The sequence below is a fragment of the Rhizobacter sp. P3_C12 genome (assembly GCF_056402735.1).
In genome coordinates this window covers 16,966-42,690 of record NZ_JBFUGW010000012.1, presented here as the reverse complement: position 1 = coordinate 42,690, position 25,725 = coordinate 16,966, and the positions used below count along the sequence as shown (strand labels likewise).

Sequence of the window (25,725 nt, the reverse complement as noted above, 5' to 3'; positions counted from 1 at the left end):
GAGCCAGGCGGGGTGCGCTGAAATCCCCAGGGCTCCGGGGACGCAATCAACGCTTTGACGAAAAAGCCTGCGATTCTAGCATGGCCTCCCAGGCCCGGATCAATTGGGGAGGTGGCCGCGCTTCAGGGCGGCCAGGGCCGCAAACGGATGAGCTTCCTTCCCGGCCTCTTCCTCTTCCGGCGAGACCGGCACGGCCAGCGGCTGCGGGCACTGCTCGTGACGCGGCACGATGGGCAGCGCCAGCAGCAGTTCGTCTTCCACGAGCGTCAGCAGGTCCAGGTCGCGGCTCAGCGCCAGCACGTCGTGTTCGCTGTCGGCGTCCAGCGCCGCGGCCGCATCTTCACCGGCCACGAACTGCAGCGAACTGTCGATCGACAACGGCACGGTCATCGGCGACAGGCAGCGCTGGCATTGCAGGGGCACCCGGGTCTCGGCTGTCAGATGCAGCCAGGTCTCGGCGCTGCCGGCGCGCCCTTCGCGGCGCTCGCCTTCGGCTGTCCAGGCGACTTCGGCATCACTTTCAGGCAGGGTGCTTTGCTTCAGGCGCAGCAGGTCGTCTTGCGACCAGCGGCCTTCGAGCCGGACGGATTCCTGGGCAAACGCCTCGGCATCCAGGTGGCGGGGATCGGTGACTCGGGACTTCATCCTTCCAGTGTACGGGCGCGCGCGCGATGGGAGTGCGATGGGAGAATGCGCCGCATGACCCCACGCCCCTTGCTGATCCTCGGCTCGACCTCGCGCTACCGGCGAGAACTCCTCGAGCGCCTGCGCCTGCCGTTCGAGGTTCGCTCGCCCGAGGTCGATGAAACACCGCTGGCGGGTGAAGCACCCGCCGCACTGGCACTGCGGCTGGCCCTGGCCAAGGCCCGCGCCGTCGCAACCCACGCACCGGACGCGGTGGTGATCGGCTCCGACCAGGTGGCCGACCTGGCGGGCACGCCGGTCGGCAAGCCCGGAGACCACGCGCGCGCCGTCGCGCAGCTGCGCTCGATGCGCGGCAAGTCCATCGTGTTCCAGACCGCCGTCGCCGTGGTGCACCGGCAGGCCGGCTTCGAAGCCTCGGCGCTGGTGGCGGTGCGGGTGCGCTTTCGCGACCTGTCCGACGACGAGATCGAACGCTACCTGCGCGCCGAGCAGCCGTACGACTGCGCCGGCAGCGCCAAATCGGAAGGCTTGGGGATCACCCTGCTGACCGCGATCGAATCCGATGACCCGACCGCGCTGATCGGCCTGCCGCTGATCCGCACCGCCGAACTGCTGCGCCAGGCCGGCATCGACCCGCTCGCCGCCTGATCGATGACGACCTCCGGCCAACTCTTCCTGGTGCCGAACACGCTGGATTTCGGCGTCTCGGCCGACAGCGACCTGCGCGAGGTGCTGCCCGCCGGCGTCTTGCGCACCGCCGCAGGCCTGGGCCACTGGGTCGCCGAGAACGCGAAGACGACGCGCGCATTCCTGAAGCGGGTCGACGCCATCCAGCCGCTTGCGCGGCCGCTGCAGGAGATCTCGATCGTCGAGCTGCCCCGGCCGCCGAAGGGCCGCGATGCCGGCGCGCCGCCCGACCTCAAACCCCTGCTGGCGCCGGCATCGGCCGGGCACGACATCGGGTTGATCTCCGAAGCCGGGCTGCCGGCGATTGCGGATCCGGGCTCGGAGCTGGTGCGCGCCGCGCATGCGATGTCGATCCGCGTCGTGCCGCTGTCCGGCCCCAGTTCGCTGTTGATGGCGCTGGGCGCCAGCGGCCTGAACGGGCAGAGCTTCGCGTTCGTCGGCTACGTGCCGGTCGATGCGGCGCAGCGCGCGGGCCGCCTGCGCGAACTGGAATCGCTGTCGCGCAAGCTCCGGCAAACCCAGCTGATGATCGAGACGCCGTACCGGAATGCGTCGCTGCTGGCGGCCCTGCTTGCCACGCTGAACCCGGACACCCGCCTGTCGGTGAGTTGCGGGCTGACGCTGGCGGGCGCCTGGACCCGCTGCGACACGGTGGCCCGCTGGCGCAGCCAGCCGGTCGAGCTGCCGAACGACGTGCCGGCCGTGTTCTCGCTGCTGGCGGGCTGAGGGGCCGTCAGCCCTGCCGAGCCATCAAGCCTGCGGCGGCGTGACCTTGGCGCCGAACAGCGCCGCGACCTTCTTCTTCGGCTTGATGTTGGGCGACAGGCGGCTCGTCGACGGAGCGGCTGCGGCCTTGCTTTCCCAGGCCGCCTCGGTGGCGGTGGTGCTCGGCTCGTAGGGCTTGTCGAAGAACGGATCGGCCGGCGGCCGCGGCGGGGCGTAGCTGCGTTGCGGGCGGGACTCGCCGGGTTCGCGTGGCTCGCGGGGTTCGCGCGCCTCGCGGGATTCGGCCGGCGCATCGTCCCAGCTGCGGCGCGGCCGCTCGGTGCGGTCCGACATGCGCGGGCGCGCCTCGTCCAGTTCGAGCGGCTCGAGTTCGATCTTCTTCTTGATCAGCTTCTCGATGTCGGACACCAGCCGGGCGTCGTCGCGGGTGACCAGCGTGACCGCCAGGCCCGAGGCCCCGGCGCGCCCGGTGCGGCCGATGCGGTGGACATAGTCCTCGGCATTGAACGGCACGTCGAAATTGAAGACCGCCGGCAGGTCGGCGATGTCCAGGCCGCGCGCGGCCACGTCGGTGCAGACCAGCACGTCGACCTCGCCGCGCTTGAACGCTTCGAGGGCCTTCAGCCGCTCGTCCTGCGACTTGTCGCCGTGCAGCGCGTTGGTCTTGAGGCCTTCGCGCTCGAGCGAACGCGCGAGGCGGGCGCAACCGAGCTTGGAGTTGACGAACACGATCGCCTGCTTCAGCGCGCGCTCGACCAGGATCTTGCGGATTGCGGCGCGCTTGTCGTCGGACGACACGCTGTAGAAGCGCTGCTCCACGTTCGTCGCCGTCGCGTTCGGCCGGGCCACTTCGACAAGGATCGGATCCTGCAGGTAGCTCTCGGCCAGCTTCTTGATCTCGGTCGAGAAGGTGGCCGAGAACAGCAGCGTCTGGCGCTGCTTCGGCAGGTAGCTCAGGATGCGCTGCAGGTCGGGGAGGAAGCCGATGTCCAGCATGCGGTCGGCCTCGTCGAGCACGACGTACTCGACCTGGTTCAGCACCGCGTTCTTCGCCTCGATGTGGTCGAGCAGGCGGCCGGGGGTGGCGATCAGCACCTCGACGCCAGCCTTCAGCTCGAGCGTCTGCGGCTTCATGTCGATGCCGCCGAAGACGACCGCCGCGCGCAGCTTGGTGTGCTTGGAATAGGTCTTGATGTTCTTCGCGACCTGGTCGGCCAGTTCGCGCGTGGGAGCCAGCACCAGTGCCCGCACCGGGTGGCGAGCCGGCGACATGCTGGCGTTCTCGTGGCGCAGCATCTTGTGCAGCAGCGGCAGCGAGAAGGCGGCCGTCTTGCCGGTGCCGGTCTGCGCGGCACCCATCACGTCACGGCCGGCCAGCACGATCGGGATCGCCTTGGCCTGGATCGGCGTGCACTGGGTGTAGCCGGACTCGGCGACGGCTTTTTGCAGCACGGGCGCCAGGCCAAGGGAAGCGAATTCCACCACGGGCGGGGGGACCGAAGCGTCGGTAGAGCCAGGGGAGGATTCGGTGACGGACGTATCCGTGGGGGAAGAGATCATCCTTGGATTATCCTCCGGGCCGTCCAGACCGCCTGCATCCAAAGGTTTTGGTGCCGGATCAGGGCGATTTCAAGGCCGATCAGAGGTTCCCGACGGCCGACTCCCCGCCGCATCCAACCGTCACCCAGGCTGCTTCGTCCGGGGCAGCCGGGGGGAGCGTTGCTCGTAGACTGTCTGGCCCATCCACGTCCCGCAGCCCCACACGGCTACCCGATGCCTGTTGTCCACCTCTCCAGCGGCAAGACCTTCGAAACGCATGGCGGCGAGTCCCTGCTCGATGCCGCCCTGCGTGCAGGCATCACGCTGCCCTACAGTTGCCGCACCGGACGCTGCGGCAGCTGCAAGGCCGGCCTCGTGTCGGGCGACACCTCGCTGCTGCATGCCGAGCTGGAGTTGGACGATGAAGAGCGCGCTGCCGGAAGCATCCTCACCTGCGTGCGCACCGCCACCAGCGACATCGCATTGGCGGTCGAGGACCTGGGCGATGCCCATCTCGCGGCAGCCCGCACCTGGCCGTGCCGGCTGCAGTCGATCGAGCGCGTGTCGCCCGACGTGGTGCGGGCGACACTGCGCCTGCCTCCTGCCAGCACCTTCACGTTCGCCGCCGGCCAGTACATCGACGTGATCGGCCACGGCGGCGTACGGCGCAGCTACTCGCTCGCCTCGGCCCGGGCCGAGGCCATGCCGCTCGAACTGCACGTCCGCCAGGTCCCCGGTGGCGTGATGAGCGACTACTGGTTCGAGCAGGCCCGCACCAACGACCTGCTGCGCCTGCATGGCCCGCTGGGCACCTTCTTCGTCCGCGAGACCGAGGGGGTGCACCTGGTCTTCCTGGCCACCGGCACAGGCATCGCGCCGGTCAAGGCCATGCTCGAGGAGCTCGCCCGCCGCGCAGACCAACCGCTCTCCGTGACGGTGTACTGGGGAGGCCGCGTCCCGTCCGACCTGTACTGGCAGCCGCCGCCCGCCGGACCGGGGCATCGGTTCGTGCCGGTGCTGTCGCGCGCGGGGATCGACTGGCTCGGAGAACGCGGCCACGTGCAGGAGGCCCTGCTGCGCGACGGATGCCACTGGCAGCGCACCGTGGTCTATGCCTGCGGCTCCGACGCCATGATCCACGCTGCCCGCGCCCGGTTGCTGGACGCCGGCCTGCCAGCTCGGCATTTCCACTCCGATGCCTTCGTCAGCTCGGCGCCGGCCTGAGCCCCTCCAACGCGAAAGGAACACCATGAAAGCCGTCATCCTGGCCGGGGGGCTGGGCACCCGCATCAGCGAGGAAACTGCCATCCGGCCCAAGCCCATGGTCGAGATCGGCGGCAAGCCGATCCTGTGGCACATCATGAAGATGTACTCGCACCACGGCATCCACGATTTCGTGATCTGCTGCGGCTACAAGGGCTACGTGATCAAGGAGTACTTCGCCAACTACTTCCTGCACATGTCGGACGTCACCTTCGACATGAAGCACAACCGCATGGAGGTGCACCACGAGCGCGCCGAACCGTGGACCGTGACGCTGGTCGACACCGGCGACGACTCGATGACCGGTGGGCGGCTGCTGCGCGTCGCGAAGTACGTGCAGGATGAAGAAGCCTTCTGCTTCACCTATGGCGATGGCGTCGGCGACATCGACATCGGCGCATCGATCGCGTTCCACCAGGCTCACGGCAAGGCCGCAACGCTCACCGCGACCTTCCCGCCCGGTCGCTTCGGCGCGCTCGACATCCAGCACCAGCAGGTGAAGAGCTTCAAGGAAAAGCCCAAGGGCGACGGCGGGATGATCAACGGCGGCTTCTTCGTGCTCTCGCCGAAGGTGCTGTCGTACCTGAAGGATGACGCCACGGTCTGGGAGCAGGGTCCGCTGATGCGGCTGGCCGAAGACGAGCAGCTGATGGCCTTCGAGCACGACGGCTTCTGGCAGCCGATGGACACGCTGCGCGACAAGCACCTGCTCGAGGACCTGTGGACCAGCGGCAAGGCGCCGTGGAAGAAGTGGGACTGAGCATGTCGGTGAACGCTGAATTCTGGCGCGGCAAGCGCGTCTTCCTGACTGGCCACACCGGCTTCAAGGGCAGCTGGCTGTCGCTGTGGCTGCAATCGCTGGGCGCCGAGCTGGGAGGCCTGGCCCTGGCCGCCTCCACCGAGCCCAGCCTGTTCCAGGTGGCCCGGGTGGGCGACGCCATGCAGTCGACCCTCGGCGACATCCGCGACCTCGACACCGTGGTGCAGGCCATGCAGGCGTTCCGGCCGGAGATCGTGATCCACATGGCGGCGCAGCCGCTGGTGCGCCTGTCTTACAGCGAACCGGTCGAGACGTATGCCACCAACGTGATGGGCACGGTGCACGTGCTGGAGGCGGTGCGCCGCTGCAGCACGGTGCGCTGCGTCGTCGCCGTGACGACCGACAAGTGCTACGAGAACCGTGAATGGGAATGGGGCTATCGCGAGAACGAGCCGATGGGCGGCCACGATCCGTACAGCAACAGCAAGGGGTGTGCGGAGCTGGTGACCTCGGCCTACCGCCGCTCGTTCCTGCAGAAGGCCGGCGTGGCGCTGGCCTCGGCGCGCGCCGGCAACGTGATCGGCGGTGGCGACTGGGCCAGCGACCGGCTGGTGCCCGACATCCTGCGCGCCTTCGAGCGTGGCGAGCCGGTGGTGATCCGCAATCCGAATTCGACGCGGCCGTGGCAGCACGTGCTGGAGCCCCTGTCAGGCTACCTGACACTGGCCCAGCAGCTGTGGAGCGGCGAACCCGAATTCGCCGACGGGTGGAACTTCGGCCCACGCGACGAGGACGCGCAGCCGGTGATGTGGATCGTCGAGCGCCTGGCGAAGGCTTGGGGCGAAGGCGCCGGCTGGCAGCTCGACCTGGGTGAGCACCCGCACGAGGCCCACTACCTGAAGCTCGACATCTCCAAGGCCCGGCACCGCCTGGGCTGGCAACCGCGCTGGAACCTGGACACCGCGCTCTCGAAGATCACGCAGTGGCACCGCGCCTGGCGCGCCCAGCAGGACATGAAATCGGTCTGCCTGGCGCAGATCACGCAGTACACGAACTCGATCGGCAAGGAAACCGCATGAGCAGCATCCCCATCATCGCGGCCGCACCGGCCGCACCCGGCGCCGAGTTGCGCGCGCAGATCGCTGCACTCGTCCAGCAGTACGCCGACCAGCAGCTGGCACCCAAGCCCTTCGTGCCCGGCCAGTCGGTGGTGCCGGTGTCGGGCAAGGTGATCGGCGCCAGGGAGCTGCAGCTGATGGTCGAGGCCTCGCTCGACGGCTGGCTGACCACGGGCCGCTTCAACACCGCCTTCGAAGAGCGCCTGGCCAGGTACCTGGGCGTGAAGTACCTGATCACCGTCAACTCCGGCTCGTCGGCCAACCTGGTGGCCTTCTCGGCGCTGACCTCGCCGCGCCTGGGCGAGCGCGCGATCCAGCCGGGCGACGAGGTGATCGGCGTGGCCGCGGGCTTCCCGACGACCGTCAACCCGATCCTGCAGTTCGGCGCCGTGCCGGTGTTCGTCGACATCGACCTCGCCACGCACAACATCGACCCGACGCTGATCGAGGCCGCCATCGGCCCGAAGACCAAGGCCATCATGCTGGCCCACTCGCTGGGCAACCCGTTCAACCTCGACGTGGTCACCGCGCTGTGCAGGAAGCACAAGCTCTGGCTGGTGGAAGACTGCTGCGACGCGCTCGGCTCCACCTACGACGGCAAGATGGTCGGCAGCTTCGGCGACATCGGCACGCTGAGCTTCTACCCGGCGCACCACATCACCATGGGCGAAGGCGGCGCGGTGTTCACCAACAACGCCGAGCTGAAGCTGATCGCCGAATCCTTCCGCGACTGGGGCCGCGACTGCTACTGCCCGCCCGGCAAGGACAACACCTGCAACAAGCGCTTCTGCTGGACGAACAAGGAACTCGGGGGCGACCTGCCCGATGGCTACGACCACAAGTACACCTACTCGCACCTCGGCTACAACCTGAAGATCAGCGACATGCAGGCCGCCTGCGCGCTGGCGCAGATGGACCGCGTGGAAGAGTTCGTCGAAGCCCGCAAGCGCAACTTCGACTACCTGAAGGAGCGCCTGAAGTCGTGCGCCGACTTCCTGGAGCTGCCCGAAGCGACGCCGAAGTCCGATCCGTCGTGGTTCGGCTTCCTCGCGCTGCTGAAGCCCGAGTCGGGCGTCAAGCGTGTCGACCTGCTGTCGTACCTCGACCAGAACAAGATCGGCACGCGGCTGCTGTTCGCCGGCAACCTGGCGCGCCAGCCCTACATGATCGGGCGCAACTTCCGCGTCAGCGGCAGCCTGGCCAACACCGACGTGGTCATGAACCAGGCCTTCTGGCTGGGCGTGTACCCGGGCCTCACCACCGAACACCTCGACTTCATCGTCGGCAAGCTCGAAGAATTCTTCGGCCTGAATTTCTGAACCGCACCATGACAGCTCCCGCCAAGATCAGCGATCAGATCGCGCAACTGCTCGAAGAGCTCGACATCCGTCATGCCTTCGGCATCATCGGTGCCGGCAACGTCCACCTGTTCGAGGCGATCACGCGCCGCGGTTTCACCGAGATCGTCTGCGTGCACCACGAGCAGGCCGCCACGATGGCGATGCAGACCTACTACCGGACCAGCGGGCGGCTCGCGGTCGCGCTGCTGACGACGGGCGCCGGCGCCACCAACGGCGTGACCGGCGTGGTGTCGGCCTGGGCCGATTCCATCCCCGGGCTGGTGATCGCCGGCAACGAGCACTCGAAGCACACGCGGCTGGACAACCCGCTGCGCATGTGGGGCGTGCAGGGCTACGACTCGGTCGGCATGATCGAGAAGGTCGCCAAGTACGCGAGCCGCGTGACGCAACCCGCCCAGACCCTGGCCGAATTGCGCAAGGCCGCCGGCATCGCGCTGGCCGGCCGGCCGGGACCGGCCTGGGTCGAGATTCCGATGGACATCCAGTCGACCCGCCTGGCGCCGTCGGAGATGGAAGTCTTCACGCCGGAAACCGGCACGCCGAAGGCGCCCGACGCCGACCAGATCGCGGGCGTGATCGCAGCGCTGAAGCGCGCAGAGCGTCCGCTGCTGTGGCTGGGCAACGGCATCCGCCTGGCGGGTGCGGTGGACGAACTGCCCGCCCTGCTCGACGCGCTGGACATCCCGGCCCTGGTGTCGTGGGCCGGCATCGACATGGTCGACTCGTCGCATCCCCGGGTGATCGGCCGTGCCGGCGTCTACGGGCAGCGCGCCGCCAACTTCGCGCTGCAGAACAGCGACTACATCCTCGCGATCGGCACGCGCCTGGCCGTCCCGCAGGTCGGCTACGACCTGAACGAGCTGGCACGCGCGGCCACCATCGACATGGTCGACATCGACGAGACCGAGGGCGGCAAGCTGGGCTCGCGCCTGAACAGCTTCATCCACGCCGATGCCGGCGCCTTCGTGCGGGCACTGGCTGCCGGGGCGAATGGCGGCGTGGGCAGCAAGGCCGCCTGGCTGGAGCGCTGTGCCGGCTACCTGCGCGACTTCCCCTGGATCGGCCCCGAGCATGCCGACCCGGCAGGCTTCATGAATTCCTACCGGTTCATGGAGCGGTTGAACGGCGTGTTGAAGCCCGACCAGGTGATCGTCACCGACATGGGCACCGCCTTGCTGTGCGGCCACCAGGTGCTGAAGCTGGGCGACGGCCAGCGCCTGATGACCTCGACCGGCCTGGGCGAGATGGGCTACGGCCTGCCGGGAGCCATCGGTGCCTCGTTCGCGCGCGACCGGGGCGAGGTGATGTGCCTGAACTGCGACGGCGGGATGATGATGAACCTGCAGGAACTGCAGACCATGGTCCACCACCAGCTGCCGATCAAGCTGTTCATCTTCAACAATGACGGCTACCTGATGATCAAGCACACGCAGAACTCGCTGTTCAAGAGCGGCTACGTGGGCACCGACGCGAAGTCGGGCGTGTCCTGCCCCGATTTCAGCAAGCTCGCCGCGGCCTTCGACATCCCGGCCTTCCAGATTCGCGGCTGGGAGGAATGCGACGACGTGCTGGCCCAGGTCCAGGCCATCGAGGGCCCGGTGGTCTGCGAGGTGTTCATGCACCCCGAGCAGTTGTTCGTGCCCAAGCTCTCGGTGGCGGCCAGGCCGACCGGCGAGCTGGTGTCGCCGCCGCTGGAAGACCTGTCGCCCCTGCTGCCGCTGGACGTGCTGTCGAAAGCCATGCTGGTCGACGTGCACCCGAAGTCGACCTCGCTGCGCTGAGCTTGCTCGCAACGCCATGAAGCAGATCGCCATCGTCGGCGCCAGCAGCCAGATCGCCAAGGACCTGATCCTGTCCTTGACGTCCGGCAGCGACACGCCGCCGCTGCTCTATGTGCGGGACGTGGAGGCCATGCGCAGCTGGGTGCTGGCCCGAGGACTGGCTGAGACCTGTCCGATCCACCGCTACGAGGACTACGGGCGCGTCCCGCACGACGCCGTCATCAACTTCGTGGGTGTCGGCGACCCGCGCCGCGCCGCGGCGATGGGCGCCGGCATCTTCGAAGTGACGCAGCGCTTCGACGACATGGTGCTGGCCGAGCTTCAGAAGAACCCGCAGCGCCATTACCTCTTCCTGTCCAGCGGCGCCGTCTACGGCAACGCCTATGCAGAGCCGGTGACGGCCGCCACCGAAGCGCGCATCGCCATCAATGCCATCGCACCGCAGGACTACTACGCCACCGCCAAGCTGCATGCCGAGGTGCGGCACCGCTCGCGGCCGGACCTGGCGATCACCGACATCCGCGTCTTCAACTATTTCAGCCGCACCCAGGACATCGAGGCGCGGTTCTTCATCACCGATATCGTTCGTGCCGTGCGCGACGGGCAGGTGCTGCGCACCTCGCCCGAGTACATGGTGCGCGACTTCCTGCACCCGCACGACTTCGCCCAGCTCGTGCGCTGCCTGCTCGATGCACCGCCGCACAATGGCCCGGTCGATGGCTACTCGCGTGGCGCCGTGGACAAGCCGACCCTGCTGAAGGCGATGCAAGAGCACTTCGGCCTGCGCTACGACATCGCCGAGCCGGACAGCGGGGTGGCGGTCAACGCCACCGGCGCCAAGCCTCACTACTACTCGCTGAACCACCAGGCCGGGCGGTTCGGCTACCGGCCCCGGTATTCGTCGCTGGAGGGCGTGCTGGAAGAGACTCGCGCCATCCTGGGCCGCCAGGCGGCCCCAGAAAAATCCCATTGAGAAGCTGTGATGACCTCCAAGAAACTCCGCGTCGCGATCCTCGGCACCGGCAACATCGGCACCGACCTGCTCATCAAGGTGATGCGCTCCGAGAGCCTGCAGTGCGCGCTGTTCGTCGGCCGCAACTTTCGCTCCGACGGGATGCAGAAGGCCAGCAACCTGGGCGTGAACATCTCTGACCGCGGGTTGGACGCCATCGTGCAGCAGGCCGACGACATCGACCTGGTGTTCGATGCCACCTCGGCGATCTCGCACCTCGAGCACTGGTCGGTGCTGGAGAAGCTGGGCAAGAAGGTGATCGACATGACGCCGGCCAAGGTCGGCAAGCTGTGCGTGCCGGCGATCAACTCGGACGAGATCATCGATTCTCGCTCGGCCAACATCAACATGGTGACCTGCGGCGGCCAGGCCTCGGTGCCGATCGCCAACGCGATCGCCGCGGTGCAGAGCGACATCGAGTACATCGAGGTCGCCTCCAGCATCTCGTCGCGCAGCGCCGGCCCCGCCACCCGCGCCAACCTGGACGAATACATCGAGACCACCGAGCAGGCGCTGATCAAGTTCACGGGAGCGCGCCAGGCCAAGGCGATCCTGATCCTGAACCCCGCCCGCCCGCCGATCGACATGCAGACGACGATCTACGCGAAGGTGGCCAACCCGAACCTCGGCGCGATCCGCGACTCGGTGAACGAGATGATGAAGCGAATCATGGCCTACGTGCCCGGCTACCAGCTGATCGTGCCGCCGACCATCGAGGACGGCAAGATCACCACCACCGTGAAGGTGCTGGGCAACGGCGACTACCTGCCGCGCTATGCCGGCAACCTCGACATCATCAACTGCGCGGCCATCGGCATCGCGGAGACCATCGCCCGCCAGGGCAAGGAGTGACGACATGGGCAAGCACGTACTGATCAGCGACCCGACGCTGCGCGACGGCAACCACGCGGTGCGCCACAAGATCTCGCAGGAGAACTTCGCCGCCTATTGCGCCGCCGCGGAACGCGCCGGCGTCCCCATCGTCGAGGTGGGCCACGGCAACGGGCTGGGCGCCTCGTCGATGCTGATCGGCGAATGCGCGCTGACCGATGAGGTGATCCTGCGCACGGCACGCGAGAACCTCGGCAAGTCGAAGCTGTCTGTCCACGCCATCCCCGGTTTCTGCACCATCCAGCGCCACCTGACGATGGCGATCGAGCTCGGCGTCGACGTGTTCCGCATCGCCTCGCATTGCACCGAAGCCGACATCACGCAACGCCACATCGACTACGTGCGCACCCAGGGCAAGGAGGTCTATGGCGTGCTGATGATGAGCCACATGGCCTCCCCGGACGTGCTGGCAGACGAGGCGCGCAAGATGCAGGCCTATGGCGCCGAGGCGCTGGTCATCATGGACTCGGCCGGCACCTACCTGCCCTCCGACGTGACCCGGCGCATCTCGACGCTGGTGGACGCGCTGAGCATCCCCGTGGGCTTCCATGCGCACAACAACCTCGGCATGGGCATTGCCAATTCGGTGGCCGCGGTCGAGGCGGGAGCGTCCATCATCGATGGCAGCGCGCGCGGCTTCGGCGCCGGCGCGGGCAATGCGCAGCTCGAGGTGCTCGTCGCCGTCTTCCAGCAGATGGGCTACGAGACCGGCATCGATCTCTACAAGATGCTCGACGCGGCCGACCTGGCCGAGAAGACGATGATTCCTTCGCTGCCCTACATCTCGTCGACCAGCATCGTCAGCGGCATGTCGGGCGTGTTCTCCGGTTTCGTCAAACAGGTGAACAGCATCGGTGCCGAGCACGGCGTCGACCCGCGCGACATCTTCTTCGAGCTGGGGCGCCGCAACGCGGTGGCGGGGCAGGAAAGCCTGATCCTCGAGGTGGCACTGCAGCTGGCCGAAGCGAAGGCCGCAACGAAGGCGGCCCATGCTTGACGCCATGCAACGCCAATTGCGCGACGATTGCCTGGCTTCGGCGGCGGCGTTGCCGGATCTCGCCGGCCGACTGAGGGGCCACCGCATCGCCGTGGTCGGTGGCACCGGCTTCACCGGCACCTGGCTGGCCGAGATGATCTCGGCACTCAACGACGAGGCGGGCGGCAACACCCGCCTGCACCTGGTCGGCCGGGCGCCTGCGAAGTGGGTTGCACAGAACTCGCACCTGAAGCGCGACGACATCTCCCTGCAGGCCACCGACGTGCGTTCGCCGTTCGAGCTGCCACACGACACGACGCTGGTGCTGTTCGCCGCCGGCATCGCCGATCCGCGGGTCCATGCCAGCGAGCCGCAGCGCGTGTTCCAGACCACGGTCTACGGCCTGGACAACACCCTCGCGGCGGCAAGCCGGCTGGAGGATATCCGGCGCCTCGTGAACCTGAGCTCCGGGCTGGTGGCTGGCAGCGGGCTGCCCGCGCGGGCACTGGCCGAAGGCGACATCGGCCCGCTCGACTTCACCCGCTTCCACAACCTGTACGCGGAAGCCCGGCGAGCCGCCGAAAGCCTGGCCTGCGGCCATGCAGGCCAGCATCGCCTGCCGGTCAGCACGGTGCGTGCCTTCACCTTCCTCGGGCCGTACCAGGCGCTGGATGCGCCGTGGGCCATGAACAATTTCATCCGCGACGCGCTGTCGGGCCGCGAGATCCGCGTCCACGGCGAAGGCACCAGCCGACGCAGCTACCTGTACGGCAGCGACGTCGCGGCCTGGCTGCTCCAGGCCTGCCTGGCGGGCCAGGACGGGGCCGCCTACAACCTGGGCGGCGACCAGCCCCTCAGCCATGCCGACGCCGCAGCCCGGGTCGGTGCCCGCACCACCCCCTCGCCGCAGATCCTGGTGCAAAGCCGCCAGAAGGACGACGGCCGCAGCCACGACTTCTTCCCCGACCTCGGCCACACGACGAAGGCGCTCGGCACCCGGGTGGTCATCGATGTGGAGACGGCGATCGAGCGGACCATGCGATGGCACGCTGAACGGCTGGCGGCCGCGCGGCGCCTGCGAGCGCCGGCGTGAACCGCCACAGCGAACGAACGGACCCACCGGAAAGTTGCAACAAATCGCTGTAGAATTTCGCGTTCAACAGATGAACGACGAAACCACATCAGCCGCCGGCCACCTGGATCTGCTGCGACTGCTGGAGCAGCACCCCGAGTATTCGCAGCGCCAATTGTCCGTCGAGCTCGGGGTCAGCCTGGGCAAGACCCACTACCTGCTCAAGGCGCTGTTGGCCAAAGGCTGGGTGAAGGCGAAGAACTTCCAGCGCAGCGACCGAAAGCTTGGCTACCTCTATGTGCTGACTCCCTCCGGCGTCAAGCGGCGCATCGAACTGACCAAGTCCTTCCTTGATTTCAAGGAACGCGAGTACGAGACGTTGAAGCGCCAGATTCAGCAACTCCGCCAGGAAGTGGCCGCCAATGGCCATGGGATTTCGCCCGACAACTGAAACGAACCGACACCCATGGAACAGAACGCAAAGATCCACGTTGCCGGGCGTCGATGGCCCGGCCCACGCGATGACCGTCGCTGATACGCGTCCTCCCGCTCCTGAACCCCCCCTTCGCAAGCCCCCTCATGCTCAACGACAAGTCCATCCTCATCACAGGCGGCACCGGCTCCTTCGGCAAGGCGTTCGTCAAGACCGTCCTGGAGAAGCATCCCGACATCAAGCGACTGGTCGTCTATTCGCGCGACGAGCTGAAGCAGTTCGAGATGCAGCAGCATTTCTCGAGCAAGAAGTACGAAGGCTTGCGCTACTTCATCGGCGACATCCGTGACGAGAGCCGCCTGCGCCGCGCGCTCGAGGGCATCGACGTCGTCGTGCACGCGGCCGCGCTCAAGCAGGTGGTTGCTGCGGAATACAACCCCTTCGAATGCATCAAGACCAACGTGCTCGGAGCCCAGAACCTGATCGAGGCCTGCCTGGATGCCGGCGTGTCGCGGGTCGTTGCGCTCTCGACCGACAAGGCGGCTGCACCGATCAACCTCTATGGCGCCACCAAGCTCTGCTCGGACAAGCTGTTCGTCGCCGCCAACAACATCCGCGGCAAGCGCGACATCCGCTTCAGCGTCGTGCGCTACGGCAACGTGATGGGCAGCCGCGGTTCGGTGATTCCGTTCTTCCTCGAGAAGCAGCGCACCGGCGTGCTGCCGATCACCGACGACCGCATGACGCGCTTCAACATCTCCCTGCAGGAGGGCGTCGACATGGTGTTGTGGTCGATCGAGAACGCATGGGGCGGCGAGGTGCTCGTGCCGAAGATCCCGTCCTACCGCATCGTCGACGTCGCGACGGCCATCGACCCCGAATGCAAGCAGCAGATCGTCGGGATCCGTCCCGGCGAGAAGATCCACGAGGAGATGATCACGGCGAGCGACAGTTTCAATACCGTCGACCTGGGTGGCTACTATGCGATCCTGCCGAGCGGAGGCCCCTTCTCCATCGAGGAGTACTGCGAGAAGAACGGAGCAAAGCCGGTTCCGCAAGGCTTCGCCTATGACAGCGGGACCAACACCGACTTTCTCACCGTCGATCAGCTGCGCGCGTTGATCCGCAAGCACGTCGGAACGCAGCTTGACTGATTGAAGGGCTGACCATGAAACAGATCCCCTACGGACGGCAGAGCATCAGCGAGGAAGACATCGCCGCTGTCGTGTCGGTCCTGAAGTCCGACTTCCTGACGCAGGGACCTGCGGTGCCTGCTTTCGAAGCGGCACTTTGCGCCTACACGGGAGCAGCCCACGCACTGGCGGTCAACAGCGCGACGTCGGCGCTTCATATCGCCTGCCTGGCCCTCGGCGTCGGCCCGGGGGATACGGTCTGGACCACCCCGAATACGTTTCTTGCCACTGCGAACAGCGCACGCTACTGCGGTGCCTCGGTCGATTTCGTCGACATCGACCCCATCTCGCACAACCTGTGCGCCCAGGCCCTCGCCACCAGGCTGGCCGCCGCCCAGCGCAGCAATACCTTGCCCAAGGTGGTGATCCCCGTTCATTTCGCAGGGCAGCCGGCAGACATGGCAGCGATCCACGAGCTGTCGAAACAGTATGGGTTCGGCATCATCGAAGATGCTTCCCACGCCATCGGTGGCTCGTATCGCGGCGAACCTGTCGGCCGTGGCAGCTACAGCGACGTGACGGTGTTCAGCTTCCACCCGGTCAAGCTGGTCACGACGGCTGAAGGCGGCGCGGCCCTGACGCAGAGGGCCGATCTTGCCGCGAAGATGGCCCTGTTCCGGTCGCACGGCATGACGCGCGACCCGGGCCTGCTGCAGGACCAGTCCCAGGGCCCCTGGTACTACGAGCAACACGCCCTGGGGTTCAACTACCGGTTGACGGACATGCAAGCCGCCCTCGGCGTGTCGCAGATGCGGCGCCTGGACGAGTGGGTGGCCCGCCGGCACGAGATCGCCGACCGCTACGACGCGGCGTTGGCGAACCTTCCGGTGATCACGCCTCGGCGCGTGCCGGGATCCCGGTCCGCACTCCATCTTTATGTGATCAATCTCGTGGAAGGCGCCACGCCGGGCCGCCGCAAGGTGTTCGAATCCATGCGGGCCCAGGGCATCGGCGTCAACGTGCACTACATCCCGGTCCACCTGCAGCCGGACTTCCGGCAGTTCGGCCGTGGGAAGGGTGACTACCCCGTCGCCGAACACTACTACGAGTCGGCGATCTCCCTGCCGATGTACGCCAGCCTCGGCGACGACGATCAGGATCACGTGATCGCATGCCTGCGGAGAGCATTGACGTGAAGCACGCCTCCACGCGGACACCCCGGCTGGCGCTGGGCACGGTGCAGTTCGGCCTCGCCTACGGTGTTGCCGGACGAGCCGAGCCGATCCCGGAAGCCGAGGTGACCACGCTGCTTCGCCGTGCCTGGGATCTCGGAATCGACACCCTCGACACCGCGGCGGCCTACGGATCCATCGAGGGGCGGCTCGCCCGGCTGATGGGAGACCTCGAGTTCCGGGTGATCTCCAAGCTGCCGGCGATGCACGGCGACCTCAGCCCCGCCGATGCGGCGTCCGCAGCGGTCGAGGCGTTTGAAACGTCGCGCCGGCACCTGGGGCCGCGATTGAAGGCCCTGATGTTCCACAACGCAGACGACCTGCAGTCCCCGCAAGGGCGTGCAGCGTGGAACGCGCTGGTTCCGCGTGCTCGAGACGCCGGCATGGTTCTCGGAGCCTCCGGCTACGACCCACAGGCCGTCGCGCGCTTGGCAGCAGATCTGGAGATCGGCATCGCCCAGTTGCCGGGCAACGCGCTCGACCAGCGCCTGGCGGCGGTCGCCTGGCCGGCGGCGGTGGAGTTGCACGTGCGTTCAGCCTTCCTCCAGGGCCTGCTGCTGATGCCTGTCGCCGACGCGCAGAGACGCGTGCCGGCTGCGGCCCCTGCCATCGCCCAATGGCAGGATTGGTGCCGCACCCATGACATGCCGCCCATCCGTGCGGCGCTGTCGGTCATCAAGGGCTGGCCTGTGGTCGGCCGATGCGTCGTCGGCGTGGACAACCTCGAGCAGCTGGAGGAGATCGCCATGCAATGGGAACTCGCCGAGGCGATCCAGGCGCCCGAACTTGCCGTGAATCAGCCACAGGCCGTCGATCCGCGACTGTGGCCCCCGAAGAGGCTCGACTGACATGAAGACCGTCGCCATCATCCAGGCTCGAACGTCAAGTTCGAGATTCCCCGGCAAGGTCCTGCGCCCGTTGTGCGGAATGCCGATGATCGCCTTCATGCTGGCACGCGTGAGCCGCGTCAAGCGCGTCGACCAGGTCGTCRTCGCCACCAGCGACGATGCATCCGACGACGCCCTCGCCGCCTGTGTCCGTGAGCATGGCCACGCTTGCCACCGAGGCAGCCTCGACGACGTCCTCTCGCGCTTCCATGGCGCCGCAGTCGCAGGCGGGGCCGACATCGTGGTGCGCCTCACCGGAGACTGCCCGCTGATGGACCCCGAGCTCGTGGACTCCGTGCTCGAACGACTGGTGGCAGAAGCCGGCTTGTCCTACGCGTCGAATGTGGCTCCGCCCACGTTCCCGGACGGATTGGATGTGGAGGCCTTCACCTTCGACGCCCTGGACGCGGCGCACCGGGAAGCCCGCCTGGGATCCGACCGGGAGCACGTCACGCCCTTCCTTCGAAACCACGGCGACCGATTCCGCTCGGCCAACGTCCGCGGCCTCGGCGACATGTCGCACCTGCGGTGGACGATTGACTACGAAGACGACCTGAAGTTCGTGAGCTCGCTGCTGGCCACGGCTGGCATCGACGACCCCTCTCGTGGCGACCGATTCGATTTCTATCGCGTGCTGGAAGCTCATCCGCGCCTGCTGGCGATCAATCAGCACGGTCGCAATGAAGGGCTCGTGAAGAGCCTGTTGGCTGACAAGATGGGGACGCCATGACCACTCCGATCCAGAAACAGGCATTCCTCGAAGGCGGAGAAGCCGATGCTTGGTTCACCCGCAACAGAGCCAGCCTCGAAGTGGCCTCCCCCTGGCGGATCGAGCTCGCCAAGCGCATCGCAGCACACGTCCGCCCGAACGATCGCGTGCTGGAGATCGGATGCGGGGAGGGCGTGAATCTCGAGGAACTGCGACGCCTCGTCCCGGTACTGGCTCACGGCATCGATCCCTCCATGCAAGCCGTTCGGGCCGGGCTTCAGCGCCTGCCTGACGTCGATCTTCAGTGCGGCACCTCGGATCGGCTGCCATGGCCGGACGCGCACTTCAACATGGTCTGGTTCGGCTTCTGCCTGTACCTTGTCGACCGGTCACTGCTGTTTCGCAGCATCGCCGAAGCCGATCGCGTGCTGGCCGACGGCGGCACGCTGGCGATCCTCGACTTCGACCCCGACGTACCATGCAAGCGCCCCTATCACCACCGACCGGGGTTGTGGTCGTACAAGATGGACTACTCGCGTCTGTTGCTCGCCAACCCCGACTACCGTCTCGTCGAGAAATTCAGCCTGTCGCATGGCGGCGACGGCTGGGTGGCAGACCCGCAAGAACGGCTGGGCCTGTCCATCCTGCGCAAGGACGCCGAACATGCTTATCGCAAGGACTGACCGATGAAAAGCTTCACGAAATCCGAGGCCGCGCTGGCGCGTGCAGAGAAAACCATTCCGCTGGGCAGCCAGACCTTCAGCAAGAGCCGCACGCAGTACCCGCACGGCGTCTCGCCCTACTTCATCACGCATGCGAAGGGCTCCCGCGTCTGGGATGTCGACGGCAACGAATACATCGACTTCGTCAGCAGCCTCGCGTCCATCACGCTCGGCTACCAGGATCCTGATGTCACGAATGCGGTGCGCACCCAGCTCGACTCGGGCGTGATCTTCTCGCTGCCGCATCCGCTGGAAGCCGAGGTCGCCGAACTCATCTGCGAGATGGTTCCCTGCGCCGAGATGGTCCGCTTCGGCAAGAACGGCTCCGATGCCACTTCGGGGGCGATCCGCGTCGCGCGCGCATTCACCGGCCGCGACCATGTCGCCGTGTGCGGCTATCACGGCTGGCAGGATTGGTACATCGGCAGTACGGCCCGCAACCGCGGCGTGCCGGAGGCAACCCGCGCGCTCACGCACACCTTCGCCTACAACGACCTCGAATCCCTGCGCAAGGTGCTGGCGCAGCAGCCCGGTGGCTTTGCAGCGGTGATTCTCGAGCCGATGAACGTCGCCCATCCGCAGCCAGGATTTCTCGAAGGCGTGAAGGCCCTGGCTCACGAACATGGCGCGCTGCTGGTCTTCGACGAAACCATCACCGGCTTCCGCTATGCGAACGGAGGTGCACAGGCATTCTTCGGCGTCACGCCCGACCTCGCCACCTTCGGCAAAGGGCTCGCCAACGGCTACCCCGTGTCGGCTGTGGCCGGCCGGCGCGACGTGATGAAGCTCATGGAAGAAATCTTCTTCTCGTTCACGTTCGGCGGAGAAACGCTGTCGCTGGCGGCCGCCAAGGCCACGCTGCTGAAGCTGAAGCGCGAACCGGTGGCCGAGACGCTGGCCGCACGCGGGAACGCAATCCTCGCCGGCGCGGGCGAGGTGATCAAGACCCATCGGCTGGACGATGTGTTCTCGCTCAGCGGCCACCCGTCCTGGACGTTTCTCAATCTGAAGGAGGCCCGTGGCCACAGCGTCTTCGAGATCAAGACGCTGCTGATGCAGGAGATGCACCAGCGCGGATTCCTGACGGTCGGCACGCACAACGTGAACTACGCGCACAGCGAGGCCGACATCGCGGCGCTGGTCTTGGCCTATGGCGAGGTGCTGCCGATGATCGGCCATGCGCTCGACCAGGGCCGGTTGCGCTCCCTGCTGCGCTGCGAACCGCTGGTGCCGCTGTTCAAGCTGCGCTGACACATGCGGATCTGCATACGCGTCGATGCTTCGCCGCGCCTCGGGCTCGGGCACATCAGACGCTGCCTGTCGCTCGCACACGCGCTGCACGAAGCCGGCGCGGAGCTGGTGTTCGTCAGCCGGCGCCTCGGCGTCGACGTGGCCGCGCAGCTCGAGGCGACGCCGTTCACGCTGCACCTGCTCGGCGATCAGGGCGGGCCCGAGGTCGTTCCGCCGCTGCAGGACGCCGCCGAGACGCTCGCCGCGCTGCGAACGACTGCCGCAGTCGACTGGGTGATCGTCGACCACTATGCGCTCGATGAAGCATGGCACCAGCACGTGGCACACGTGCTCACGACCCGTGTGGCCGTGATCGACGATCTGGCCGACCGGCCGCTCGCCGCGACATTGCTGATCGATCACAACCTGTCGGCAGATCACCGCGGCAAGTATTCCGGCCGCATCGATGTCGGCACGGCCGTGCTCGGTGGCCCGCGCTTCGCGCTGCTCGGACCGCAATACGCACGAGCCGAACGCCAGCCTTTCAACGAGCAGGTGCGCAGCATCGGCATCTTCCTGGGCGGAACCGACCCGGACAACGTCTCGGTTGCCGCGCTGCAGGCCTGCCGCGAGGTGGCTGGCTTCACCGGACCGATCGAAGTCGTCAGCACCCGCGCCAACCCGAATCTGCCGGCGTTGATGCAGGCGTGCGGCCGCTGGCCGCAGACCACGCTGACGCTTGACCTGCCCGATCTGGCCACCTTCTTCGCACACCATGACCTGCAGATCGGTGCCGGCGGCGGTGCGATGTGGGAGCGCTGCTGCATCGGTGCGCCGACGCTCGGCCTGGTCTGCGCCGAGAACCAGCGCATGGTGCTGCCGCAGTTGGCGGACATCGGCGCCGTCGCGCTGGCGCCCGATCTGCAACCTGCCACGCTCGGCCGCGCGGTCGCCGTGCTGGCCGACGATCCGGCGCGGCGCCTGTCGCTCGCGCGCCAGTCGATGACGCTGGTCGACGGCCGCGGCGCGCAGCGCGTCGCGCTGCACATGCTGGCACCGATGCTTGCAGTGCGACCCGCCACCGCCGAAGACGCGTCGCGCCTGTACGCCTGGCGCAGCGACCCGAGCACACGCCGCGCCTCGCACGACAGCCGCGAGATCGCCTACGACAGCCACTGCCGCTGGCTCGACGGCGTACTGGCCGACCCCGACCGCTCGTTGTGGATCGGCTTCGTCGGTCGCATCCCGGTGGGCTCGATCCGCTTCGACCGCACGGGGCCCGGCCGCTTCAAGGTGTCGCTCTACCTCGACCCCGCGCTGCACGGCCTGGGTCTCGGGGCCGGCCTGCTGGGTGCCGGCGAACAGGCGCTCGGGCACCTGGTGCAGGGCCCCTTCGCCATCGATGCCGATGTGCGGGAGCACAACGCGGCGTCGCGTCGCCTTTTCCTCTCTGCGCACTATACGGGCGAGGGAACGGCGTTTTCAAAGCAGTTCCGCGGCAGCGAAATGCCGTACCAGCCCCAACCGAAAGTTCGGTCATGGTCGTAAGCGACGATTTCATTGCTGCTCTCCAAGGTTCCACCGTGGAGCTGTTCCAGCTGCGGCAATCCGACGTGTCCGCCCCGTACCTCAGCTGGCTGTCGAACAGCGACGTGACCCAGTATCTGGAGGTCCGGTTCGCGACACCGCAGGTCGACGAGCTGCTCAGCTACGTCGAGCACTGCCTGGCATCGCCGAACATCCTGCTACTGGGCATTCGCGAACGGGTGAACGGCCAGCACGTGGGCAACATCAAGGTCGCCTGGAGCCCCAATCACCTGGTGGGCGACGTCGGCATCATGCTCGGTGACCCGGCCAACTGGGGACGCGGTTACGGCTCGCAGGCGGTGCGGCTGCTGAGCCGCTTCGCGCTCGATTCGCTGCGCCTGCGCAAGCTGGTGGCCGGCATCTATCGTTCCAACACGGCAAGCATCCACACCTTCCGCAACGCAGGCTTCGAGCAGGAGGCCGTGCTGCGCGGCCACGCGCTGCTCGACCAACGTCCGGAGGACGTCCTGTTGTTCTCGATCTTCAGCTCCTGACGGCCTCGCCGTCTCCAGAGGCTCCTCAAGGCATTCACATGCAAACATCATTCGACATCGCCGGCCGCCCGATCGGATCCGCCAGCCGCCCGTACCTCATCGCCGAGATGTCGGGAAACCACAACCAATCGCTGAGCCGCGCCCTGGAGATCGTCGACGCCGCGGCGCGCGCCGGCGCCGATGCGATCAAGCTGCAGACATACACCGCCGAGACGATGACGCTCAACGTGCAGGCGGCCGGCTTCGTGATCGAAGATCCCAACAGCCTGTGGGCGGGCCGCCAGTTGTTCGACCTGTACAAGGAGGCTCACACGCCCTGGGACTGGCACAAGCCCATCATGGACCGCGCGGCGCAACACGGGCTGCATTGCTTCAGTACGCCGTTCGACGACTCCGCGGTCGACTTCCTCGAATCGCTCGGCGTGCCGGCCTACAAGATCGCCTCGTTCGAGAACACCGATCTGCCGTTGATCCGCAAGGTGGCCTCCACCGGCAAGCCGATGATCATCTCGACCGGCATGGCCACGCTGGGCGAGATCCACGAGGCCGTGCAGACGGCGCGCGACGCCGGCTGCAGCAAGCTTGTGCTGCTGAAGTGCACCAGCACCTACCCTGCCACGCCGGACAACACCCACATCCGCACCATTCCCAACATGCGCGAAGCGTTCGGCTGCGAAGTGGGCCTGTCGGATCACACGATGGGCTGCGGCGTCGCGGTGGCTTCGGTAGCGCTGGGCGCCAGCGTCATCGAAAAGCACTTCACATTGCGCCGTGCGGACGGTGGGGTCGACTCGTCGTTCTCGCTCGAGCCCGACGAATTCGCGCAGCTTCGCATCGAATCCGAGCGGGCCTGGCAGGGCATGGGCGAGGTGCGCTATGGCGGCTCCAAGGCCGAGGAAAAATCGCGAGCGTTTCGTCGTACGCTGTACGTCGCCCAGCCGTTGAAGGCGGGCGACACGCTGACGGCAGAGAACGTGCGCATCGTGCGCCCGGGTTTCGGTTTGCCGCCGAAGTACTACGACATTGTGCTGGGCAAGAAGATCGGCCGCGACGCCGCCCCTGGCACGCCGCTCACATGGGATCTGATTGCATGAGCAGCACCCGCATCTTCGTCTTCTGCCGGCCCTACCTGATCCCCGACTTCCGCGAGAACGTCGCGGCGTTGGGCAACGGGTTCGAGTTCCGCTTCCTGACCGACGGTCAGAGCGAAGGCACGACTGACACGCGGGCCCGCTTCTACGCCCGCCTGAGCCAGGCGCCGCAACCGGCGGGCTTCGATGCCGCCGCCGAACAGGAAGTCATCGACCGCTGCCGCTTCCTGCGCAACCTGGCGCCGGACCAGGCCTTGCGGATGCTGCGTGCGATGGCCTCGGTGCTGAGCGAAGAGCTCGACCAGCATGCGCCGGTCGCCGTGCTGTCGCACATGGTCGACGACTACGTCACGCACCTGCTCGCCGAACTGGCGCGCCGGCGCGGCCTGGTGTACGTCGGCTTCGCGTACTCGTACTTCCCGGGCAAGGTGCAGGTCACCGAGTACGGCTACGGACTGCCGTTCAACTTCCGCGAGCCGGACGACGCCGAGACCACCGAGGTGCAGGGGCAGATCTCCGACCGCACCTTCCGGCAGAACTACCTGCAGAAGGACACCTACACGCGGGTGCGGCACCTGAAGGCCATGCTGCGCTACCGCGTGAAGCAGGTGGTTTTCGCGGCCAGGGCGCGGCTGCAGCGCGACCCGCTGCATATGCACTACGCCTGCCTGCCCTTTGTGGTGGAGCGCCGCCGCTGGAGCGACTTCCCGTCGCCGAACGACTTCCATGGCGACTGGCGTGCTCGGCTGGAAGCGACCCGCCAGGGCGCGGCCAAGCCGGTGCTGTACTTCCCGCTCGGCTACTTTCCCGAGGCCACGATCGATTACTGGATCGGCAACCGGCGAGCGCTGCAGTACGAGCGCACGGTGCTCGACATCTGCCGCACGCTGGCACCGCATTTCACCGTGGTGGTGAAGGAGCACCTGCACATGCTGGGGGCCCGCAGCACGGCCTTCTACCGGCAGATCCGTGACCTGCCGCAGGTCATCAGCGTGCCGCCGCTCGAGTACAGCAATGATGTGCTGGCTGCCGCCGACACGGTGCTGATGGGGGCCGGCAGCATCGGCGTCGAGGCGTACATCCGCGGCAAGGCCATCGTGTCGTTCTGCGACACCAGCTATTGGTTCCCGTACGCCAATGCACTGCACGTAGACCTGGACGACCTGGGCCAGTGGCCGCAGCGCATCGCGCAGAAGATCGCCGGCCACGTCGAACCGACGCCGCAGCAGCGGCTGGAGTTCATCCGCCAATGCCTGCGCAGCACCATGCGCCAGCTGCGCCCCGGCAAGCGCTGGCCGATCTGCAACCCGCAGGACCTGGCGCAGGCGCTGGCCACGGCGGCAGCACGGCGCACGGCGCCAGCGGCCCCCGCCCGTCCGGCCGAGCAAACGGCCATCGCGAGCCGGGAAGCCGCATGAGACTCGACCTGCTGGTGCGGCCGTCGCTGTGGTCCTTTGCGGTGCAGCGGGTGTGCACCTGGGCGCCGCTGCGTCGCGTGCTTGCCTCGGGCGTCGCCGCGCTGCGGCCGGCCTGGCGGCCCACGCAGCCGGCGGGAGCCCCTGATCGCACGGCCCGCCTGCGCGCCGAACTGCAGCGCGACGGCGTCGCGTTCCTACCGGCGTTCCTGTCGCCCGACACGGTCGGACGCATCAAGGCGCACCTCGAAGGCCAGCCGCTGAAGGAGCGCTTCGCGCCGGGCCGCAGCGGCTTCACGGTGGATGACGTGCCTGCCAACGTGCACGTGGCCGAGTACGCGACTGCGCACCTGCTGCGCAGCCCGGACATCGTCGCGATCGCGAACCATCCCGAGCTGCTGGCCGCGGCCGCGGCCTACCTGGGTTGCAAGCCGACCATCTCGAGCCTGAGCGTGTGGTGGTCGCTGCCAGCCGACGGCAGCGCGCAGGAGGCGGAGAACTATCATCGCGACGTCGATGAATGGCGCTTCGTGAAGCTCTTCGTCTACCTGAGCGACGTCGACGAAGACGCAGGGCCGCACTGCTTCGTGCGGGGCTCGCACCGGCACCCGGGGTTCCTGCGGATTCGGCGCATTCCCGACCCAGAGGTCGAGGCGGCGTTCAAGCCCGAGGACCAACTGAAGATCCAGGGCCGCACCGGCGACGCCTTCCTGGAAGACACCTTTGGGCTGCATAAGGGGCAGCCGCCGCGCAAGCGCCGCAGGCTGCTGCTGCAAGTGCAGTACTCGATCAATCCGATTGCGGTGTACCGGTATGCGCCGATCCCACCGTCGACGACGGATCAGCAGATCGACCCGTACGTCAACAGGCTCTACCTTCAATCGCAGTGAAACCGCCGCCGCAACCATCAGGAATGCACAGCAGGGCGCTGTACTCCCGCGCCTATGCGTGGGGGTGGGCA

Annotated in this window: 25 protein-coding genes; 23 read left to right on the top strand and 2 right to left on the bottom strand. The window is 67.2% G+C overall.

Features of this window, described 5'->3' with window-relative positions:
- Positions 1-99: 99 nt before the first annotated feature.
- Positions 100-645, bottom strand: a complete 546-nt coding sequence (locus AC1DXV_RS04190; protein WP_477869983.1) for a YceD family protein — start codon at positions 643-645, stop codon at positions 100-102.
- A gap of 54 nt (positions 646-699) precedes the next feature.
- Between AC1DXV_RS04190 and AC1DXV_RS04185 the strand changes: the two genes are divergently transcribed.
- Together AC1DXV_RS04185 and AC1DXV_RS04180 are read left to right on the top strand one after the other, a co-directional pair.
- Complete coding sequence (locus AC1DXV_RS04185) at positions 700-1,293, top strand: Maf family nucleotide pyrophosphatase (protein ID WP_477869981.1); 594 nt, start codon at positions 700-702, stop codon at positions 1,291-1,293.
- Between the two features lie 3 nt (positions 1,294-1,296).
- Entirely contained in the window at positions 1,297-2,058 is a 762-nt protein-coding gene (locus AC1DXV_RS04180) for an SAM-dependent methyltransferase (protein ID WP_477869979.1), read from the top strand.
- A 24-nt stretch (positions 2,059-2,082) separates the two neighbouring features.
- Here AC1DXV_RS04180 and AC1DXV_RS04175 read toward each other — a convergent pair whose 3' ends face one another.
- Positions 2,083-3,618 carry a DEAD/DEAH box helicase gene (locus AC1DXV_RS04175; RefSeq protein WP_477932606.1) on the bottom strand — a complete coding sequence of 512 codons (1,536 nt, stop codon included), beginning with the start codon at positions 3,616-3,618 and terminating at the stop codon, positions 2,083-2,085.
- Between the two features lie 213 nt (positions 3,619-3,831).
- On the opposite strand from AC1DXV_RS04175, the gene AC1DXV_RS04170 reads away from it, so the two are divergent.
- The 21 genes from AC1DXV_RS04170 (at position 3,832) to AC1DXV_RS04070 (ending at position 25,654) form a co-directional block, all read left to right on the top strand.
- The gene (locus AC1DXV_RS04170) at positions 3,832-4,821 is read left to right on the top strand and encodes an FAD-binding oxidoreductase (RefSeq protein WP_477932604.1); all 990 of its coding nucleotides are present in this window, start codon (positions 3,832-3,834) and stop codon (positions 4,819-4,821) included.
- A gap of 25 nt (positions 4,822-4,846) precedes the next feature.
- A complete protein-coding gene (gene rfbF / locus AC1DXV_RS04165; RefSeq protein ID WP_477866192.1) occupies positions 4,847-5,620 on the top strand; it encodes a glucose-1-phosphate cytidylyltransferase in 774 nt (257 codons plus the stop codon).
- 2 nt (positions 5,621-5,622) lie between these two features.
- A complete protein-coding gene (gene rfbG / locus AC1DXV_RS04160; RefSeq protein ID WP_477866194.1) occupies positions 5,623-6,699 on the top strand; it encodes a CDP-glucose 4,6-dehydratase in 1,077 nt (358 codons plus the stop codon).
- Positions 6,696-8,057 (top strand): lipopolysaccharide biosynthesis protein RfbH, encoded by a 1,362-nt coding sequence (gene rfbH, locus AC1DXV_RS04155; protein ID WP_477866196.1) that lies wholly within the window; start codon positions 6,696-6,698, stop codon positions 8,055-8,057. The genes rfbG and rfbH overlap by 4 nt, the downstream gene beginning before the upstream one ends.
- Before the next feature lie 8 nt (positions 8,058-8,065).
- On the top strand, positions 8,066-9,880 hold the full coding sequence (locus tag AC1DXV_RS04150; RefSeq protein WP_477866198.1) for a thiamine pyrophosphate-binding protein: 1,815 nt from the start codon (positions 8,066-8,068) through the stop codon (positions 9,878-9,880).
- A gap of 16 nt (positions 9,881-9,896) precedes the next feature.
- A complete protein-coding gene (locus tag AC1DXV_RS04145) occupies positions 9,897-10,853 on the top strand; it encodes an NAD-dependent epimerase/dehydratase family protein (protein WP_477866200.1) in 957 nt (318 codons plus the stop codon).
- A gap of 9 nt (positions 10,854-10,862) precedes the next feature.
- Entirely contained in the window at positions 10,863-11,744 is an 882-nt protein-coding gene (locus tag AC1DXV_RS04140; RefSeq protein ID WP_477866202.1) for an acetaldehyde dehydrogenase (acetylating), read from the top strand.
- A gap of 4 nt (positions 11,745-11,748) precedes the next feature.
- Positions 11,749-12,780 (top strand): 4-hydroxy-2-oxovalerate aldolase, encoded by a 1,032-nt coding sequence (gene dmpG, locus AC1DXV_RS04135; RefSeq protein ID WP_477866204.1) that lies wholly within the window; start codon positions 11,749-11,751, stop codon positions 12,778-12,780.
- Between the two features lie 4 nt (positions 12,781-12,784).
- Positions 12,785-13,852: an NAD-dependent epimerase/dehydratase family protein gene (locus AC1DXV_RS04130; RefSeq protein WP_477932602.1), complete on the top strand. Its 1,068-nt coding sequence runs from the start codon at positions 12,785-12,787 to the stop codon at positions 13,850-13,852.
- Positions 13,853-13,922: 70 nt separating this feature from the next.
- Entirely contained in the window at positions 13,923-14,282 is a 360-nt protein-coding gene (locus tag AC1DXV_RS04125) for a MarR family EPS-associated transcriptional regulator (RefSeq protein WP_477932600.1), read from the top strand.
- A gap of 128 nt (positions 14,283-14,410) precedes the next feature.
- Complete coding sequence (gene pseB / locus AC1DXV_RS04120; protein ID WP_477865230.1) at positions 14,411-15,418, top strand: UDP-N-acetylglucosamine 4,6-dehydratase (inverting); 1,008 nt, start codon at positions 14,411-14,413, stop codon at positions 15,416-15,418.
- A gap of 14 nt (positions 15,419-15,432) precedes the next feature.
- A complete protein-coding gene (gene pseC / locus AC1DXV_RS04115) occupies positions 15,433-16,593 on the top strand; it encodes a UDP-4-amino-4,6-dideoxy-N-acetyl-beta-L-altrosamine transaminase (RefSeq protein WP_477932598.1) in 1,161 nt (386 codons plus the stop codon).
- The gene (locus AC1DXV_RS04110) at positions 16,590-17,477 is read left to right on the top strand and encodes an aldo/keto reductase (protein WP_477865228.1); all 888 of its coding nucleotides are present in this window, start codon (positions 16,590-16,592) and stop codon (positions 17,475-17,477) included. Before pseC ends, AC1DXV_RS04110 begins: the two co-directional genes overlap by 4 nt.
- Position 17,478: 1 nt before the next feature.
- A complete protein-coding gene (locus AC1DXV_RS04105) occupies positions 17,479-18,246 on the top strand; it encodes a cytidylyltransferase domain-containing protein (protein WP_477932596.1) in 768 nt (255 codons plus the stop codon).
- Positions 18,243-18,908: a class I SAM-dependent methyltransferase gene (locus AC1DXV_RS04100; RefSeq protein ID WP_477865226.1), complete on the top strand. Its 666-nt coding sequence runs from the start codon at positions 18,243-18,245 to the stop codon at positions 18,906-18,908. The genes AC1DXV_RS04105 and AC1DXV_RS04100 overlap by 4 nt, the downstream gene beginning before the upstream one ends.
- Positions 18,909-18,911: 3 nt before the next feature.
- Positions 18,912-20,198: an aminotransferase class III-fold pyridoxal phosphate-dependent enzyme gene (locus AC1DXV_RS04095; protein WP_477865225.1), complete on the top strand. Its 1,287-nt coding sequence runs from the start codon at positions 18,912-18,914 to the stop codon at positions 20,196-20,198.
- A gap of 3 nt (positions 20,199-20,201) precedes the next feature.
- The gene (gene pseG, locus AC1DXV_RS04090) at positions 20,202-21,725 is read left to right on the top strand and encodes a UDP-2,4-diacetamido-2,4,6-trideoxy-beta-L-altropyranose hydrolase (RefSeq protein ID WP_477865224.1); all 1,524 of its coding nucleotides are present in this window, start codon (positions 20,202-20,204) and stop codon (positions 21,723-21,725) included.
- Between the two features lie 35 nt (positions 21,726-21,760).
- A complete protein-coding gene (locus AC1DXV_RS04085) occupies positions 21,761-22,258 on the top strand; it encodes a GNAT family N-acetyltransferase (RefSeq protein WP_477865223.1) in 498 nt (165 codons plus the stop codon).
- Between the two features lie 38 nt (positions 22,259-22,296).
- Entirely contained in the window at positions 22,297-23,352 is a 1,056-nt protein-coding gene (gene pseI, locus AC1DXV_RS04080; RefSeq protein ID WP_477932594.1) for a pseudaminic acid synthase, read from the top strand.
- A complete protein-coding gene (locus tag AC1DXV_RS04075; RefSeq protein WP_477865221.1) occupies positions 23,349-24,767 on the top strand; it encodes a hypothetical protein in 1,419 nt (472 codons plus the stop codon). Before pseI ends, AC1DXV_RS04075 begins: the two co-directional genes overlap by 4 nt.
- Complete coding sequence (locus tag AC1DXV_RS04070; protein WP_477865220.1) at positions 24,764-25,654, top strand: phytanoyl-CoA dioxygenase family protein; 891 nt, start codon at positions 24,764-24,766, stop codon at positions 25,652-25,654. Before AC1DXV_RS04075 ends, AC1DXV_RS04070 begins: the two co-directional genes overlap by 4 nt.
- Positions 25,655-25,725: the final 71 nt, after the last annotated feature.